At 31.1% G+C, this 18,595-nt stretch carries 17 protein-coding genes; 10 read left to right on the forward strand and 7 right to left on the reverse strand.

Annotation, left to right across the window (positions count from 1 at the left end; translation table 11 throughout):
* Positions 1 to 136 precede the first annotated feature (136 nt).
* The 3 genes from Q1A01_RS21860 to Q1A01_RS21870 all read left to right on the forward strand — a co-directional run bounded on the left by Q1A01_RS21860 (position 137) and on the right by Q1A01_RS21870 (position 4,818).
* On the forward strand, positions 137 to 1,060 hold the full coding sequence (locus Q1A01_RS21860; RefSeq protein WP_299685138.1) for a LysR family transcriptional regulator: 924 nt from the start codon (positions 137 to 139) through the stop codon (positions 1,058 to 1,060).
* Between the two features lie 138 nt (positions 1,061 to 1,198).
* Positions 1,199 to 2,056: a GLPGLI family protein gene (locus Q1A01_RS21865; protein WP_299685141.1), complete on the forward strand. Its 858-nt coding sequence runs from the start codon at positions 1,199 to 1,201 to the stop codon at positions 2,054 to 2,056.
* 47 nt (positions 2,057 to 2,103) lie between these two features.
* Complete coding sequence (locus Q1A01_RS21870) at positions 2,104 to 4,818, forward strand: carboxypeptidase regulatory-like domain-containing protein (RefSeq protein WP_299685143.1); 2,715 nt, start codon at positions 2,104 to 2,106, stop codon at positions 4,816 to 4,818.
* Positions 4,819 to 5,029: 211 nt separating this feature from the next.
* Here Q1A01_RS21870 and Q1A01_RS21875 read toward each other — a convergent pair whose 3' ends face one another.
* A complete protein-coding gene (locus Q1A01_RS21875; RefSeq protein ID WP_299685145.1) occupies positions 5,030 to 5,182 on the reverse strand; it encodes a hypothetical protein in 153 nt (50 codons plus the stop codon).
* Positions 5,183 to 5,364: 182 nt separating this feature from the next.
* On the opposite strand from Q1A01_RS21875, the gene Q1A01_RS21880 reads away from it, so the two are divergent.
* The 5 genes from Q1A01_RS21880 to Q1A01_RS21900 all read left to right on the forward strand — a co-directional run bounded on the left by Q1A01_RS21880 (position 5,365) and on the right by Q1A01_RS21900 (position 9,821).
* Positions 5,365 to 5,652, forward strand: a complete 288-nt coding sequence (locus tag Q1A01_RS21880; protein WP_299685147.1) for a hypothetical protein — start codon at positions 5,365 to 5,367, stop codon at positions 5,650 to 5,652.
* A 463-nt stretch (positions 5,653 to 6,115) separates the two neighbouring features.
* On the forward strand, positions 6,116 to 6,490 hold the full coding sequence (locus Q1A01_RS21885; RefSeq protein ID WP_299685149.1) for a hypothetical protein: 375 nt from the start codon (positions 6,116 to 6,118) through the stop codon (positions 6,488 to 6,490).
* A 241-nt stretch (positions 6,491 to 6,731) separates the two neighbouring features.
* Positions 6,732 to 7,208, forward strand: coding sequence for an Hsp20/alpha crystallin family protein (locus Q1A01_RS21890; RefSeq protein WP_299685151.1), 477 nt, complete (start codon positions 6,732 to 6,734; stop codon positions 7,206 to 7,208).
* An 83-nt stretch (positions 7,209 to 7,291) separates the two neighbouring features.
* Positions 7,292 to 8,830 (forward strand): Do family serine endopeptidase, encoded by a 1,539-nt coding sequence (locus tag Q1A01_RS21895; RefSeq protein WP_299685153.1) that lies wholly within the window; start codon positions 7,292 to 7,294, stop codon positions 8,828 to 8,830.
* Between the two features lie 82 nt (positions 8,831 to 8,912).
* Complete coding sequence (locus Q1A01_RS21900) at positions 8,913 to 9,821, forward strand: ABC transporter substrate-binding protein (protein WP_299685154.1); 909 nt, start codon at positions 8,913 to 8,915, stop codon at positions 9,819 to 9,821.
* A gap of 39 nt (positions 9,822 to 9,860) precedes the next feature.
* Here Q1A01_RS21900 and Q1A01_RS21905 read toward each other — a convergent pair whose 3' ends face one another.
* Positions 9,861 to 10,007 carry a hypothetical protein gene (locus tag Q1A01_RS21905; protein ID WP_299685156.1) on the reverse strand — a complete coding sequence of 49 codons (147 nt, stop codon included), beginning with the start codon at positions 10,005 to 10,007 and terminating at the stop codon, positions 9,861 to 9,863.
* Between the two features lie 225 nt (positions 10,008 to 10,232).
* Here Q1A01_RS21905 and Q1A01_RS21910 point away from each other — a divergent pair, with 225 nt between their 5' ends.
* Together Q1A01_RS21910 and Q1A01_RS21915 are read left to right on the forward strand one after the other, a co-directional pair.
* Positions 10,233 to 10,454 (forward strand): hypothetical protein, encoded by a 222-nt coding sequence (locus tag Q1A01_RS21910; RefSeq protein ID WP_299685157.1) that lies wholly within the window; start codon positions 10,233 to 10,235, stop codon positions 10,452 to 10,454.
* Positions 10,455 to 10,522: 68 nt separating this feature from the next.
* Positions 10,523 to 11,224 carry a Crp/Fnr family transcriptional regulator gene (locus tag Q1A01_RS21915; protein WP_299685159.1) on the forward strand — a complete coding sequence of 234 codons (702 nt, stop codon included), beginning with the start codon at positions 10,523 to 10,525 and terminating at the stop codon, positions 11,222 to 11,224.
* 43 nt (positions 11,225 to 11,267) lie between these two features.
* Here the strand turns inward: Q1A01_RS21915 and Q1A01_RS21920 are convergent, their stop codons facing one another.
* The 5 genes from Q1A01_RS21920 to Q1A01_RS21940 all read right to left on the reverse strand — a co-directional run bounded on the left by Q1A01_RS21920 (position 11,268) and on the right by Q1A01_RS21940 (position 17,976).
* Positions 11,268 to 12,095, reverse strand: coding sequence for a universal stress protein (locus Q1A01_RS21920; RefSeq protein WP_299685161.1), 828 nt, complete (start codon positions 12,093 to 12,095; stop codon positions 11,268 to 11,270).
* A 384-nt stretch (positions 12,096 to 12,479) separates the two neighbouring features.
* Complete coding sequence (locus Q1A01_RS21925) at positions 12,480 to 14,639, reverse strand: prolyl oligopeptidase family serine peptidase (RefSeq protein WP_299685163.1); 2,160 nt, start codon at positions 14,637 to 14,639, stop codon at positions 12,480 to 12,482.
* Between the two features lie 72 nt (positions 14,640 to 14,711).
* Positions 14,712 to 14,906, reverse strand: a complete 195-nt coding sequence (locus Q1A01_RS21930) for a hypothetical protein (protein WP_299685165.1) — start codon at positions 14,904 to 14,906, stop codon at positions 14,712 to 14,714.
* A gap of 1,005 nt (positions 14,907 to 15,911) precedes the next feature.
* Positions 15,912 to 16,070: a hypothetical protein gene (locus tag Q1A01_RS21935; RefSeq protein ID WP_299685167.1), complete on the reverse strand. Its 159-nt coding sequence runs from the start codon at positions 16,068 to 16,070 to the stop codon at positions 15,912 to 15,914.
* 148 nt (positions 16,071 to 16,218) lie between these two features.
* Entirely contained in the window at positions 16,219 to 17,976 is a 1,758-nt protein-coding gene (locus Q1A01_RS21940) for an AraC family transcriptional regulator (protein WP_299685169.1), read from the reverse strand.
* Between the last annotated feature and the right edge of the window lie 619 nt (positions 17,977 to 18,595).

The raw sequence follows: 18,595 nt of genomic DNA on the forward strand, positions 1-18,595 counted from the left end.
AACGTGCTAATTTTTACTTGATGTTTTTTGTTATTTTGAAATTTCATAGTGTAATACGTTTTTGTTTTTGCAAAGATTACGTATCAATTTCATAAATTTTTATTTATATTTATTATAAAATAGATAAGCATTAGTTATGAATTATACATTACATCAATTAGAGATCTTTTATAAAATTGTAGAACTTAAGAGTGTTACAAAGGCCTCTGAAGAATTATTTTTGACACAACCTGCAGTATCTATTCAATTAAAAAAGTTTCAAGATCAATTTCAAAATCCTTTATTTGAAGTAGTTGGCAGGAAGATTTATATCACCGAGTTTGGTGAAGAGATTGCAAAAGCTACTACAAAAATTCTTGAAGAGGTGCATTCGCTCAATTATAAAGCACTTTCTTTTCAGGGAGAATTAGCGGGTAAATTAAAAATAGCTATCGTATCTACAGCAAAATATGCAATGCCTTACTTTTTGGCTGATTTCATGAAGCAGCATGTAGGTGTAGATTTAGTAATGGATGTGACTAATAAGGCGGAAGTGGTACGTTCTTTAGAGAATAATGATGTAGACTTTGCTATGGTTTCTACCATTCCTAAAAACCTTAAGATAGATCGTATTCAGCTTATGGAGAATAAATTACATCTTGTAGGTGGCAAACAATACAAACATATTGGTAAAAATTTAACTCCAAAAATATTTGAGCAATTACCACTTATCTATAGAGAACAAGGATCTGCTACCCGTAATGCCATGGAACGATTTATAGCTTCTAATAAAATATCTACCTATAAAAAAATGGAGTTAACTTCAAATGAAGCTGTTAAACAAGCAGTAGTTGCTGGGTTAGGTTTTTCTATAATGCCACTTATAGGTATTAAAAATGAACTAAATAATGGAGACTTGCAGATCATTCCTGTAAAAGATTTACCAATAGTAACCAATTGGAATCTTATATGGCTAAGTTCTAAAAATCTCTCGTCCATAGCTAAGAATTTTACAGCACATATTAATGAAAGTAAATCAATGATTATGGAAACGCATTTTAACTGGTTTAAGGAGTATTAATCTGATAAAAAGAACTGCATTGGTAGCATGAAAATGACAGTTTTCAGGTTTGAGCTAATGTTAATGTTTTGGTAAACGTAACTAAATTGTTTAGTATTTCATTAAATTAGTTAAACAAAATTAACTTTAACCACTATCATGAAATTAGTTATCCTTAAAATTAGCACATTGGCATTGCTAATAGTATTATCAGTTCTGCCAACTGAAACAACTATCACCTCCGAATTTCAAGAATTTCAGGGCCAAGCGTATTATTCTTCTAAATCTACCATGGAACTTGGTAGTTGGGGAGCAAGATTAAGTGAAGCTCAGAAAAAAGATGTCCAAGCAAGACTTAAGAACAGATTAGAGAAAACATATATACTTAGTTTCAATAAAGAAGAATCTTTATTTGTAGAAGAAGATAAGCTAGATGCTATGTCTGGGGCAACAGATTCTTGGGGACAAAATTTCACACAAGGGAGACAATATAAAAATGTCAAGGAAAACGCTTTAGTACAAAGCCAAGAGTTTTATGGAAAGCAATTCCTAGTAAAAGATAAATTACAAGCAATAGATTGGAAAATGGGCACAGAATCAAAGCAAATTGGACAATATATGTGCTTTAAAGCAACTGCTTCAATTCCAACTGCAGAGTTGACTTGGTACGATTTTTCTTGGGGTGAATTACGACAAGCAACACCCAAAGAATCAGACTTAGCAGATGCTGATGCAAACACTCCAGAAGTCAATATGACGGAAGTTGAAGCATGGTATACTCCTCAAGTTCCTGTAGGACATGGACCTGGTGAATACTGGGGACTACCAGGATTAATCTTAGAAGTGAGCGCAGGGAATACAACATTATTATGTTCTAAAATTGTGATGAATCCTAAAGAAACTGTCAAAATTGAGGCGCCTAGTAAAGGAAAAGAAATTACCAAAGGTGCTTATAAAGAGACCATCACTGGAAAGATGAAAGAAATGAGAAACAATAGAGGTCGAAGAAGAGGCTAATATTGATTTTCAAAATCACTACCAAATAAAGTAAGCAACTCATACGTATGAAATATCTTTACTATACGCTACTATTTCTTGTAGCAAGTACTTCTTATGCTCAAGTTGAATTGAAAGGCGTTGTTACAGATAGCTTAAATACTCCATTAGAATTAGCCAATGTTATTGCAATAAATCAAGCAACAACAGGATTAGAATCTTTTAGCGTGACTAATGTCAATGGAGAGTATACATTAGAATTAAGTCCTAACACTACCTATAAAATCCAAGTGAGTTATATAGGTATGAAAACTTCTGAAGAAATACTTGATATAAAAGAAAGTGGGTTGACCAGAAACTATAGCTTGGTATTTGATAATTCTTTAGATGAAGTTGAGCTTACCTATGAAATGCCAGTAACTGTAAAAGGGGATACCTTAGTATATAATGCAGATTCGTTTAAAAATGGATCTGAACGAAAACTAGAAGATGTATTAGAAAAACTTCCCGGTGTAGAAATTAATGAAGATGGTCAGATTGAGGTAGAAGGAAAGGTCGTTAGTAAATTAATGGTAAATGGAAAAGATTTCTTTGATGGAGATACCAAATTAGCTACAAAAAATATCCCATCTAAAGCTGTTGATAAGGTACAAGTGCTTCGTAATTATTCAGAAGTAAATCAATTAAGAGGTGTGACTAATAATCAAGATAATGTAGCGCTAAATATTAAACTCAAAGAAGGGAAAGAAAACTTCTGGTTTGGTAATATCACAGCAGGCGCAGGAACTTCTCCAGATAATGAACTCTATTTAGTACAACCAAAATTGTTTTATTATAGTCCGAAATATAGTCTCAATTTTATTGGTGATCTTAATAATACAGGAGAAGCAGCATTAACACGACGTGATATTCGGAATTTTGGAGGAGGCTTTCGATCGCCCAGTAGAAGTAGCGGAACAAATGTAAACCTTGGGGATAATAGTCTTAACTTCTTAACAACACAAGGAAATGCACTGGAAATAGAAAATAAATTAGCTACAGGAAACTTTAGTTATTCTCCTAATAAAGCGTTAGATCTAAGTGGATTCCTCATTTATAATAGCAGTCGTATTCTTTCCAGAGAAACCAGCTTAATACAATATACAGATCCTAGTTTGGGTATTCCAGATGAGGCTACGGAGCAATCTAGTAGAGAACGTTCTAATCAAGGATTACTGAAATTAAGCGCATCCTACCAACCTGACATTAATAATCAATTAGATTATGATGTGTTAGCTCGGGTCTCTAACGATACACAGAATCAAAACGTTTTTTCATCAGTCATTGGAACTACAAATCAGCTAGATGAAGTAACCCCTTATAGTATTAATCAAAACCTAAATTATTACTACACATTAAATGAAACAAATATCTTTTCTTTTGAAGCACAACATTTAATCAAAAATGAAGATCCGTTTTACAATGCTATTTTAACAAATGACCCTAATGGGGAAGATGCGTTTGATACTACTGCAGATGCACTTGGATTAGACACTTCTTTAAATGCTTATAACATAGGACAAGATAGACGTGTAAAATCTAATCAAGTAGATGCCAAATTAGATTATTTTAATATCCTGAATCAGAAAAGTAATCTTAATGTGACACTAGGCACGATTCTAAGTCGTCAGCAATTTGATTCTACTATTTTTCAATTCCTAGAAGATGGCTCTCAGATAACGCCAATACCAACATTTAATGACGGACGTGCAGCAAATAATACAGAGTACAATTTTAGCGATATATATGTAGGATTACATTATCGATTAAAAACTGGTAAATTTACTATTACCCCTGGTTTTTCAGTACATGCCTATGGAAATAAGAATACACAGTTTGGAGAAACCTTTGAAGATAATTTCTTTAGACTATTACCAGATTTTGAAACCCGAATTCAATTTAAGAAAAGTGAAGCGCTAACATTGCGATATGATATGCGTAATCAATTTACAGATGTCACGAGATTGGCAGAAGGACTTGTCCTAAATAACTTTAATAATATTCAATTTGGAGAATCAGATCTACAAAATGCGTTATCGCATAATCTAAGCTTGTTCTATAGTAGCTTTAACCTCTTTAATTATACTAATGTCTTTGCTAGAGCATCGTATTCAAATAATATCGATCAGATACGTAGCCTTACCAATTTTGAAAATGTAATTCGAACCAGTACCTTTTTTAACTCCAACTTTGCAGATGAGACCGCAACTATTTTTGGTAGAGTACAGCGTACATTTGGCAAGATCAGAGCGACTTTAAACACAAGCTTTAATTACAGTAAAATCAATCAATTTATTCAAGGACAGCAATCGCTTAATGAAGGCTACACACAAAGTTATACACCTGGGATTCGAACCAACTATAAAGTGGCGCCTAATGTAAGCTTGAGATATCGTTACAGTGTAACAGATAACATCCAAGGAGGACGCAAAACAACATTTGTCACAAACGCTCCATCTATTGAAGTAGATGCCTATATATGGAAGTCTGTTACCTTTCGAACCAATTATAGTTATACCAATCAAGATCTTGGAAATGGAGAATCCCAGTCATTCCAAAATTGGGACGCGACACTCTCGTATAGAAAAGATAGAGATGCAAAATGGGAATATGAAATCAAAGCAACCAATATATTAGATATAGATTCTCAAGTACGAAATAGTGCCAATAATGTATCTGTATTTTCTTCAGAAACTTTTATTCAACCAAGATTTGTAACCTTTAGGTTTGTATATACGTTATAAGACAGTAAGCATTAACTTGGTATTCTCAATGTGATCAATGTAGTGAATACTAAGAGTATTATAATGATCAGGAAATATGTTCTACAGTATGTATATCTCTTATGCATTTTGGATATATTCATTTTATGTTTTTGTAGTGACCTTTAGATTTTTTTAGTTTAATTCTTTCTTCAGCATTTAAAATCAGTATCATTTTTATAAGACTATGAACCTATAATCCAGAGCCTGCTAAACCAAAAAACAACATAAATATGGTTAGTTCTGGATTACTTACAATGCCATTCAAAGAAGTTTCTAATATAGAATGATGATTAGAAACAATAAATATTCCTATAGTGATGTGAAAGCCTAATAATAAGAGCACTCTATTTGTTAAAAACAGTTGTGTTTCTTTTTAATCGATGATTTTTGATTTTTTCATAGTGATTTATTTTAAAGAGAACTAACAAATTAGAAATATGTTATTTTTTGAAAGATGACTTTTGTCATCTTTTCTGCGCTTATCATATCATAGTTTTGACATGTAATTAAAAAACACATATCACTATGAGCGCACTATATGCAAAAATCAGTACCGATTGGAAAGAGAACTTTTTACTATATGCAGCTTCTGTAATTATTGTTTCAACTTGTTTAGGAGGAATTACCGTATTATCTATTTTTCAAAACGGTAGCGGATTATTACAAATGGCTCAGTTATTTGTCGTCGTCGTATTATGTAATGCTGTTTTAGCTTCTATACTTACCGTTCAAAAACCAGAAATTGTTTTGAAAGCATCTATCGCAAGTCTTTCTATATGTTCTTTACTAGCAGCTATTAATTTTATTTTCTAACGATCGTGTGTACACTTATTTCAAAATATAATGTAGCTGGTCCATAATATACAAGCTATCCCACAGTGCCATATTGGGATATGAACCACTTTTCTTTAAAAGCATGGAGGGAGACACTGAAGGATAGCTTTCGCGAAAGCAATACCAGCGAGGGTATAAGTGTGTATACATTTACCTTTTTGTGAAAGTATGTGTACCCTTTGATATGCATCTTCAACGAAAAAACCAGAGGCACAATTGTTTTCCATGACAGTGTAAATACGGTTTTTGATGTTTATAGTGGAAGAAAAGGAAAGCATAACACTTTCCTTTTTTTATGAAACTGACATTTTTTCAGTTTCCGCTTTCGCGAAAGCGTGTAAAATAAGAATGGCATTTTTTTTGTTTTTTGAGTAGTGTTTTACAGAATATATATTCGCTGAAACCATGGATAGTTATTGTTTAATTATTAATTATTTGTACTATGAGTATACATAATCTTAGTAAGCATCCAATCTCTCATTCAAACCAAAAGCAACCATTTAAGCTTAAAGAGATGGAAATGAAGCTTGAGAACGATGCTTTAAAAATCAGATTAAAAGCAACATTGCTAAAAGCGCATAATTATGCCATTACTCTTGAAAATAATATTCTTAATTTAAGAGTGATGACTGAAAAAAAGTATGTAAATACTGGACAAATTATAAAAGTTCCAGTGTTTGTAGAAAGTTTTTTATCTATTCCTAACCCTGACTATAGTAGACTAGTGGATAGTTATTTTTTAGACGATTGCCTACATGTTACAATTGGTAAAACAGTCAAAGAAGAGATGTTTGCAACACGTTCTGTAATAGCTTAAAAATGAGTTTATATGAAAAAGGTACAGGTAATTTTGTTGTTAGGACTTATTGCTTTTTTTTTCAATAATAACAGGAGCCTCCTTGATGATATGGAGTTATAAGATGGGAGATAGTATTTTGCTTCTTGGTTTTTAATACTTATGATTACACTATTTGTAGCTATTCCTAAAAAGAAAAGTTTTTTAGATCGCTAGAGGTAAAAAACACATATAATTTTTTGTTTAACTTAAATTTCGAATTATGGACAAATTAATGACCGTTCAAAAAAATGGAAGTTCAGCAAATCAAAATAGATTTCAAGACTTCCCAGCTTGGTCTTCATGGATTGACACTATGTTTTCCAATGAATTACCAGCTTTAATGATGTCTAATTTTAATACAGGTATGACATTACCCAAAGTAAATATTCGGGAAACCGTCGATGCTTATTTTGTAGATATGGCTGTACCAGGTATGCATAAAGATGATTTTCATATTGACTTAGATAATTCAATTTTATCTATTTCATCAGAGAAGACAAAAGAACATCAGGAAAGTAAAGATAACTTTACAAGACGTGAGTATGGATATGCTTCTTTTAAACGTACGTTTACCTTGCCAGAATCTATAGAAGAAAATAAGATCAAGGCAACATACCAGGAAGGTATATTAAGTGTACACTTACCTAAAAAAGAGGAAGTGAAACAAAAGCCTGCTCGCACAATTAAAATATCATAAAAAAATAAAGAATTAGCCATAAAGCTACACTAATCATAATCACGATTAGTGTAGCTTCTCGTTATACACAAAAAGAATTAAAAATGAAAAGAGAGTATTTATTTTCTGCCCTTATTGCATTGGTAATTAGTGCTTCAGTCATGGGTGGATATCATTATTTTGAAAAACCTGAAGTGCAATTAGAACAAGTAGCTACAACGAGTCCTACTCAGAAAGTACTATATGCGGCAAAGGCAGATGGAGAAATAACACCCTTAGATTTTACAAAAACTACAGAAAAGGTATTAGATGCCGTAGTGCATATTCAAGCCAAAAGAAAATATGCACCAGTTAATAAAAATTATCAATACAGACAATTACCAGATCCATTTAGAGATTTTTTTGGGAATAGTCCTTTTGGGCAGTTTTTTCAACAACCATATCAGGAAAAACCTCAAGAACAAAATAAAGAATCTAAAATTCCTCAGTTAGTGCCTATGGGAACAGGTTCTGGTGTTGTTATCAATAATAAAGGATATATTATTACAAATAATCATGTTATAGAAAATGCCGATGAGATTGAAGTAACATTGCATAATAATACAACGTACAAAGCAATCGTAGTAGGTACAGACCCTTCTACAGATCTGGCATTGTTACAAATAAAAGCAGACGAGCTTACTGTGATGCCTCTCGTAAATTCTGATGATGTTCATGTAGGAGAGTGGGTGCTAGCTGTAGGAAATCCATTTAGTCTTAATTCTACAGTAACAGCCGGTATTGTAAGTGCTAAGGCGAGAAATATCAATATTAATAAAGATAAATTTGCTGTAGAAAGCTTTATTCAGACAGATGCTGCTATAAATCCAGGAAATAGTGGAGGTGCGCTAGTAAATCTTAATGGTGATTTAATAGGAATCAATACAGCGATTGCTTCTAAAACAGGAACGTATAATGGATATGGATTTGCCGTTCCAAGTAATATTGTAAGTAAGGTTGTAGAAGATTTATTAAAATATGGAGTCGTACAAAGAGGAATGCTTGGTATTAATATAGCGACACTCAATACCACCCTTGCAACAGAAAAAGATATTGATTTATCGCAAGGAGTTTACATTGCCAATATTCAGGAAGATGGAGCAGCAGACAAGGCAGGATTAGAAGTAGATGATGTCATCATAGCTGTAGATGGTAAAAAAGTAAATACATCACCACAATTACAAGAACTTATTGCACGTAAACGACCTGGTGATGAAGTAATGTTAAAACTCATTAGAAAAGGAAAAGAAAAAGAGATTTCCGTAACATTAGAAAGTACTTCTGGAACTACTAAAGTAGATAAAAAAGAACATCAGGCGCTTATTAGTTTACTAGGAGCAGATTTTGAAAAAGTAGATAAGAAAACTGCAAAAGAAAATGATATTGATGGTGGTGTTAAAGTCACTTCCTTATTTGCAGGAAAGCTTAGAAAAGATACTCAAATACGAGAAGGGTTTATCATTACACATATAGACGGGAGAAAAGTGAAAGATGTAGATGAGCTTATGGATGCTTTAGAGGGTAAAAAAGGAGGTGTTATGATAGAAGGGATATATGAAGGGACACCTGGAAAACAATACTATGCATTTGGTGTAGATTCATAAGCAATAAGCTGTTTTAGAAAAAAGGAAAGCATAACACTTTCCTTTTTTTATGTTTGAGATTGAAGTATCTTGCATTAAAAACATGAGATCACTTCACCTAGCATTAGACTGGACGCCTAATATAAATCATATAGGTTTCTTCATTGCAAAAAGAAAAGGGTTTTACACAAATGAAGATATAGACCTTACAATATCGACTCCTGGACAAGATAATTATCAAGTAACTCCCGCAAAGAAAGTAGAACTTGGAGAAGCAGATCTTGCTTTATGTCCTTTGGAAAGTATCTTAAGTTATCAATCAAAAAAAGCACCATTTGATTTAAAAGCGATTGCAACTATTTTTAAAGAAGACTTAAGTGCAATTACTGTGAAAAAAGAAACAGTTATAAAACGTCCTAGACATTTAGATGGGGCTACTTATGCTTCTTACAAAGCACGATATGAAGACCATATTGTGCAAGAAATGATTAAAAATGATGGAGGAGAAGGCACTATTAAAGTCGTATATCCAGAAAAACTAGGTATTTGGAATACATTACTTACAAACACGTACGATGCTACTTGGATATTTTTAAATTGGGAAGGTGCAGATACAAGAGTCAAGGAGGCCGGTCTAACCTATTTTAAAATGAAAGACTATCAAATACCGTATTCATATTCTCCAGTAATTGCTACGAGTGCTGAACTCATACATACACAATCAGGCGCATTAACTTCCTTTTTAGAAGCTACTAAACAAGGATATTTGTATGCCGTAACCCATCCTAAAGAAGCTATTGAAATACTTAGAGAGCAACTCACTGAAGAGGATCATACGTATATTGATTTAGATAATAGTCTCTCTTTAAGTAAAGATAGTTTTGGCAATGAAGATAATTGGGGAGTTATGGAACTAGAAAATGTACAAAAGTTTCTAGATTGGATAAAAGAAAAAGGATTAGAAAACCATCATTTTACAATAGAGACCATCATGACGAATGCATTGCTATAAGTCTTTTAAAATATTTTAAAAAGTCATAATCTATGGTTCTTAATTTGTTGATGTATCATCTTCTTTCTTGTTACTATTGGAAAGATTGAATACGATCAAAGCCATGACAATACAAACAACAGCAAATACGCCTATAATGATGACATCCATTCCCCATTTTACTAAAGATATGATTAGATTTTTCATATGATTTAGATATTAGATAAACCTTGTTCCCAATCCAAACAGTTTTTCATGCATATAGCAAATTTGCTTAAAATGAGCTCGTTAAAAGATGATTTTTATCATCTAAAAATAAATAAGAAAATATAGAATAGTTTAATGATTTTTGAGTAATTTTAAACAAAATAGCTTAAAAATATACTTTTGTTTAACTTTTTTTATTAAATTGTAGACAAAATAATTTTAACTATGAAAATTTCAGCGATCCATTACTTAGGAGCGGCAACCTTTATTTTATTCACTGTTATTGTTTTCGTTGCTATGAATTTACGTTTTGACTGGGTATTTTTTCTTACTGTATTTGGTCAACTTACACTCGTTTTTACAGTCTATAAAATTTTAAATGATGACTATAAAACCGATAAAACTTTTGAAGATTTTTACGAGGATAAATCCGATTTTGGAGTGTAGGTGTTTCTACCTAATTACTTGTATCTCATTGTGACTTGCTGTATCTTTATAAGATCAATTGTATCGGTATGGATAATCACCAAGATGGTAGATGTGAGAATTGTATTATACGTCAGTTAAATTCATTAAAAGCTTTAAGCAAAGAAGAACTCAAAAAAATATCTGATAGTAAAGTTACTAAATCAATAAAGAAAGGAGATGCTCTTTTTGAAGAAGGAGAGAAGCTTAATGGTGTTTTTTGTGTACGCAATGGTGTGTCTAAGCTTTCTAAGATGAGTGATAATGGAAAAGATCAGATTGTAAAAATTGCTACTAAAGGAGAAATTCTAGGACAACGTTCTGTAATTACAGAGGAAAGTACTAATTTAAGTGCTGTTGCTCTGAATGATATGGAGGTTTGTTACATTCCTAAAAATCATCTTACTGATAATATCAGCAATAATGTTGCATTTACAAAAGCTATTTTGGTACACATGGCAAATGATCTAAAATTTGCCGATGATGTGATCGTTAACATGGCTCAAAAAACCGTAAAACAACGTATTGCAGAAACATTACGATATTTAGATAAAAACTTTGGTGTAGATCAGGATGGATATATTGCGATGACACTTACCAGAGAAGATATAGCAAATGTGGTGGGTACTGCTAAAGAAGCATGTATACGCACACTTACTTCATTTAAAAAAGAAGGCTGGATTACCACAGATGGTAAACGCATTAAAATAATAGATGATAAAGCCCTCTACCGTTTGATAGAAGGCTTATAATTTTCATTTAATTATTTTCTGGATGTTGATTAATGTATCTATATTACATTTTAAAAGTAATGACGGGAAGTTCCGAATGATTGACAATATCTTCACTGATACTCCCAGAAAAGAAATGTGCTAATCCTCTTCTACCATGTGTAGGAATTCCTATGATACCCGCTTTTACTTTCTTAGCATAATTAAAAATACCTTGCTCTACAGAGTAATCTGAATAGATTGTGACATCTTCAGGTAAGATGGTATCTTCTTTATCAAGATGCACTAAGAAGTCTACAATTTGTTGTTCTATCTGTTTTGTACTCTTATAATTTTCACCAGGAAGATTGATATACACCAACTTTGTGTGGATATCCAATAGGTTAAAAAGTTGCATTGCTTTTTTAAATACTTCTAGACTTTCTAACCTGTAGTCACATGCAAATACAGCAGTTGCACTTGTAGATTCGTAATCATTTTTTATTACGAGTACAGGAGCACTAGCTGTTCGTACTACTTTTTCTGTATTAGAACCTACAAATACCTCTTGAAGTCCGCTACTACCATGAGATCCCATTATAATAAGATCTGCTTTGTGTTCTTTGGCAATTTCATCAAGTTCGTTAAATATTTTATAATTTTTGACAGTTTGATGCACTGTAATTCCTTCTAAATAGTCTTTGTCTAAAAATTCCTCAAAACGTTTTTGGGTAAGTTGTATGTAAAACATACCTTCAATGCCGTTGTCTTCTTTGATGAGGTTTGCATCACTTAATCCCATCATATGTACTGCAATGATTTCTGCTCTTTGTTTTTTTGCAATTTTTGCAGCTACTTTTAGTGCATTTTCAGAGTATTTTGAAAAATCTACAGGTACTATAATTGTTTTCATATGGATTGTTTAAGATGTTTATAGGTCAAAAGTAGGTGTAGAAACTTCTTTAAAAGATGATAAAAGTCATCTGCCTAGGTTTTTCCATGATTTAAGTTTACATCATAAAAATGTATATATCATGAAGACAACAGTAGCCATAAAAAAATACAATGTGATCGTTGTAAAAATGCGGTTGCCATACAATTATATAAAGTAGAAGGAATATCTAATGTAGTTATGGATATAACGAGAAGGCGTGTGAGTTTTGATTATAAAACACACAATGTATTAGAGGGATTACGCATGAATGTTAAAGAGGTAGAGTTTCCGATTACGAAAGACCCTAATAGCATACTTGTAGATCATTCTTTATACGCTTTCGCGAAAGCGTACCCAGCATCTCTAAAATTGATATTCAGGATGTCCAGTTTGCTTAAAGGCAAACGCAATGATATTTGCATAACGTTCAAAAATCTTCGTTTTAGTATCGTCTATGCCATGTCCAGAATCTGAGTCAACATATAATAGTTTTGGATTATTGGAAGCATCATAGGTTTGTAATTTTGCCATAAATTTAGCTGAGAACCAAGCAGGAACTCTAGGGTCATTTAATCCAGCTGTTAGAAAAACAGCTGGATACTGTTCGTTTTTTTTGATATGATGATAAGCATCCATTTCTAATAATGCTTTAAATTCTTCCGGATCTTTTATAGTTCCAAATTCTTTAATATTATTAGCTCCATTATTACGCATTTCAGAGCGTAGCATATTTAAAGAACCAAACTCTACGATAGCAGCGGCAAACAAATCGGGTCTTTCTGTAATAGCACGACCTATTAAAATACCACCAGCACTACCACTTAGGATGGCCATTCTTTTGGGAGATGTATATTTATTTTTGATAAGATACTCTGCACATGAGATAAAGTCTTTCCAGGTATTAGGTTTAGATGATTTAAATCCTCCTTTATGCCAATTGCTTCCTTTTTCTCCACCTCCACGTACATGAGCAATAGCATATACGCCTCCTTCTAAAATCCAAAGCGTTCTATGAATTCGTTTTGCTGGTCGCATAGAGATTCCATAAGAGCCGTACCCATCCATAAGTAATTGATTTCTGCCATTTTTTACCATGTCCTTATGATAAAATATAGAAAGCGGTATTTTTTCTCCATCATGTCCTATAGCCTCTACTTCTTCAATAACAATATCGTCTAGTAAGTCTGAATATGAGGTGTGATTAAGGTTGTTAGGGATGAGCTGGTTGTTTTTATACTCAAACCTTTCGCTATTTGTTGTCCATCCTTTTGCTGTTATCCAAAGTTTTGAACTCGCTACGCCAAGGGATGATATAGAGATATCACCATATGTTTTTGGAAGTGTAATCTCATGATTTATTAAAGGAGTTTGTTTGTATAGTTTTGCTTGAACTCCGTTTTTACTTGTTACATAATACAAGCCTTGTGATGTTATTGAAAAATCTGTAATTACTTGATCTTCTTGTTCAGGAACAAGCGTCTTATACGTTTTAAAATTAGGGTTTTTGATAGGGGTAATGCCTATTTTGAAGTTAGGTGCATTATATGAAGTTTTAAAGATTATAGAATCGCCTACGATTTTATAGTCTTTAATTAATTCTTTTTTTGAGAATAAAGGAATCCAATTATTAGCCCCTATTTTATGAATAGGTAAATAATAGGTGTCATAGTATGAATCTACACCAGCTACAGCAGCTGTTATATATTTACTGTCTTGATTTTCAATAGTTGTAATAGGAAGGTCTTCTGCTTTAAGATTAAGAGTTGGGCAAAATTCTTTAGAGAATATAGGTGTATCCTTAGATTGACACTCGCCTATATAATGTAATAGTGAAGTACTATTTAATAAAAAATTTTTAGAAGTATCATTTGCATTAGGATACCTTACATAAATAAAGCCTGAATTGTCAGGTAACCATTCTACGCCTTTTGTATTTGATGGCCAAGTCTCCTTTAATATTTCCTGATACACTTTTTTAGTTTGAATATTTAGGATAATTATCTGTGAAATTTCTTTTCCTTTTTCGGTTAAGCTAATTGCAATGTTTGAATTTGTCCAATCAGGTTGAAAATAATTGATTACGAAATTTTTATTTTCTGTTGATTTGAATAAAAGCGGATCATATAATAAAGACTCTTTATCATTTAAAGATGTCCTGTAATATAATTTTGCTACATTTTCGTGGGGTAGTCTTTTTAAATAAAAGTAATACTCATTATGAGTGACTTTTAGTTTAGACACAACAAAGTCGTTTTTGGTGTCGAGTTCTATTTGTTTATCAATAAGAAATTGTCTCTTTTGGATATTATTTAAAAAAGACTGAGATGTTTTGTTTTGGGAATTAATCCATTCTTTTACTTGAGGATTAGATAAATTTTCCACATACCTAAAAGGGTCTTCAATGTTTTGGTCATGATAGGTGTCAATTACAATTTCTGGGGATAGCATTTCTATATTTTGAGCATTGATGCATGTAGAAATTATGATCTGTAATATAAGTGTGGTTAAGTAGGTATTCCTCATTTGACTCTTTTTGGAAAAGGGAGAATACATTAAAACTCTCCCTTCGATTTATAAAAACTCATTATTTCTAATTTAACCTCCAAATGTATTTCCGTCTCTAGTTATAGTTGTCCAAGTATCTGTTGTTGTTGATGGACTTTCTTCGTTTTCTTCTTCTTGTGTATTATTGGTATTATTTGCTTTTCCTCCTATAATACTTTTTAAGTTGGTTAGTTTTGCAATTTGAAATTTTTCTAATGTTAAAGTGTTTTTTGCATTTGTTTTCATTGTTATAATTTTTACGATTAATGACAGTGCTAAACTACCTCTGATCATTCACAAAAGAGGTGTCTTTTATAGGGTACTAGCATGTTTTCAGGAAAGCAGATGTCTGTTTTCAGGAATACAGTGTTTTAAGTATCTTAAAATCAAATTGTTATGATTTTTTCGGGAAATTGATTCTTAATCGTTTTACAAGTGGTAAAACCAGTATTATGTGCTATTATTTTTAAATAGAAGCCTTAGTAATCTCTTTTTAATGTATAATCTAGAAGTTTATATATTTTTAATGATTGTTTTGTGTCAATTATTTATATCGGCACAGTGTCTTTTCTAGAAGATCTTATGTATGCATAAACTATTGCGCATTTGATTCTATTTCTTTCACTTTCTCTTTCTCTTTCCTTAAAAGGATACATAACAAAAGACTTCAGTACCTCCTTTAGGATTTGTAACAGAATGAAACTTTAGTCTTCAAATACTATTCATTTTGTCTATATACATCATAGGTTAATACATCATATTAGTACACTGTTTATACTTAGTCTTCTTAAGTAAGGTCGTATGAGTGTTATTATTTGTCTTGTTTTGAAGAGTCTACTCATTTTATTAAAGCAACACTATTTTGTGAAGTCTGTAAGATGCATATAAGATAGATGAACTAATTCCTCTTTTTCAGGGAGATGGTTTAATAGCTAGGCCCTTAGATCGATTCTTTTTATACAGGCCTTGTCTTGTGCTAGGCTTTACCCTTTTATTTAAGAGAACATATTAGAATAGCTTAGTGATCTATTTTATAGGGGGTAAGAAGTGAGTTATTTTAATTTTGAAAAGATTTCCGCCCCTTCCATCCCTATATAGTTTTATGAAGGTTTTAAAACCAAATGTGGTTTCAATCGGGAAAGAAGAGGCGATGCGAAGATATAGTCGTTTTATAAAACGGCTAATTCCAAGCAAGCATACTTGATTGATCAAGGTTACTTGCTTGGAATAAAATGCATTATTTATAATATATTATCCACCAAATGTTAATGTTGTCCATGTATCTGTACTCGTTGATTCTTTTTTAGTATTATCTGTTTTAGCCCCTCCTACAATACTATTCATATTAGTAAGTTTAGCGATTTGAAATTTTTCAAGATTTAATTTAGTGTTTTTTGTATTTGTTTTCATTGTTATAATTTTTACGATTAATGACAGTGCTAAACTACTTGTCATTGGCAAAAATTATGGCCTGTTTTTGAGTGTGTCAGAGCGGTTTCAGGAAAGCAGATATCTGTTTTCAGGAAATAAAGGATTCAATTTTCTGATAATCAAGTACTTAATATGTTTTTGGATTTTCTTGCTTTTCAAGCTGTTTCATGAAAAACGAAGGATAAATACCTGTTGTTTTGAAAAATGATTTAGAAAAAGCTTCTGTAGTATTGAATCCTATCTCATTTGCGATGGCTCTTATAGTGTATTTTCTAAATTTAGTATTGATTTTTAGTTCTTCTACGACATAATTTATTCGTAATTCATTTACATAATTACTAAAACTTTTATTCTTGTGTACATTTATAACCTTAGATAGGTACTTTGAATTTGTTTTAAATCGTTTAGAAAGACTTGATACAGATATATTTGATTGAAGAAAATCATTATTCTCTTCAAATTTCACTAAATTTTTTAAAATGTCATTGACTATGATTTCAGAAATGCCAATATCTTTTGGTTTGTTTTCTTGATTCGTTTTTACTTTTTGGTCTTTAGAAACGCTAACCTCTTGAGAATTTTTATTTTCTAATAATTCTTGAAAACGCTTTTTATAAAGCTTTTGCTTTTTATTATTTCTTATTAAAACGAATATCAGGATGATCAAAGAAATAAGTAGATTAATGAGTACTATGATTTTAGTTACATTATTTTTTTCTAAGGTTTCTATAATCTGTTGTTTTTCAAGAATTAAATTAGGTTTAGAATATTGTTCATTTATATGTCTTGCTAAATATTTAATATCATCATCAAGAAGGCTATCTACTTTAAGTAATCTATTTATATAAAATAATTGCTTCTTATCATTTTTATCTTGTTTGTAATATTGAATTAAAGATTCATAATTATCTCTTAAGTAAGGAAAATAATATTCTTCTTTAAATGCAGCAGAGTCTACTTTTATGAGATACGGGAGTGCAGCTTTTAAGTTATTTTGTTTAAAATAAATTTGCCCTAAAAAAAGATTAGTCCTTATTTCTGTACCAAAACTAGCTTTCTTCTTAAGATTTAGTTTTTGTAGTTTTTGAATACTATCAAGACTCGATTGATATTCTTTTTTGTTAAAATGAACAACTGCTGAAGAAAGAAGTAATCTGTCATAAAGACTACTATCTTTGGTTGTTAAGGTTAAGCGAATGGCTTCATTGTTAACTTTTTGTACAGAATCGTATTGTTCTAAAATATTGAAAGCATTTCCATATGCGTATAGTGATGTGATATATTCATGCTTATATTTTTCGTCTTCCAGGTATTTCGTCTTGTAATAGGCAACAACACTTTTTAAAATTTCTAGGCTTTCTTCTTTTTCATCCAGGTTACTTTTTAGAAGTGCAATAAAATATTTTATTTGATATTGTTGTTCTACATTTTCATTTTCATTTGCATAGATATTTGCTTCAGCTAATTCACTCATTGAATTTTGAAAATCACCTTGAGATCCTAGAATATTTGCTTTTAATAAATGTGCCTTTGCCGGATATGAATAATCCTTAATATCTTTTGTGATCGTAATAATGGAGTCTGAGTACTGTAGTGCTTTCTCATATTCAGGTACTACTTTATATGTATCTGCAAGCATATAATACCCCTCAGCTTTTTTTATGATATCGTTTTCATTTTTAGCTTTTAATAAAAAAGCTTTTCCATAGGTTAACGATAATGAGGTATTCTTTTTAGATTGATATGTAAGAAAGGTATCAGATAAAGATTCATAGCTTTTTTCGGCAAGAAGTTGTATGGTATCATTATTCTTATTTTGTGAATACATTGATTTGAAACCAACTGTAATTAATAAAAAAGGGATAATGATTTTAAATCTTGTCATTCGATATATAAATATATGTAGCGTAGAAGCTCTGTTTTATAGTTTTATTTAATTTTTAGTACTAATACTCATATATTAAAAAGAGTAAAAGCATTTCGTTTTATAAATTATATAGTGTATTCTCTAATATAATTAGAGATATAAAAACTGTCTAAAGTTATTGTTTTTATATCAATGAGCATCATTTTTATGTAGTTTTTATATAAATTCCATAATAATAATCAGAGAGTTACATTTTTTTAAAAATCTGTTATAAATTATTTAATGTGTTGTGTTTTGATTATATATTCACTTAAGCTCTCTACAATAAAGATTACTATAATTGTTTTTTGTTACCCACTAAATTTATAACTATAGTTTTTTGTAGCTACTATAAAAATGTACTTATTATATATAGGCAAATGCCCCTTTTTTATTCTTTTAATTAACGATCTATAATATTAAATTTTTTATAAAATAATACGATGGTTTTCAATAAATAAAGATAAAAAACGTCGGAATTCTATTCGTTTTCATTAGCCTGACTTTTGATTTTTTTTTAAAACCTGTTTTTTAAGAATTAAACATAAAATACTGGTAATAAGTTTTTTGCATTGTATTTGCAATGTCTGTTTTCCGC

The organism is uncultured Dokdonia sp., from assembly GCF_947492815.1.
GTDB lineage: Bacteria > Bacteroidota > Bacteroidia > Flavobacteriales > Flavobacteriaceae > Dokdonia.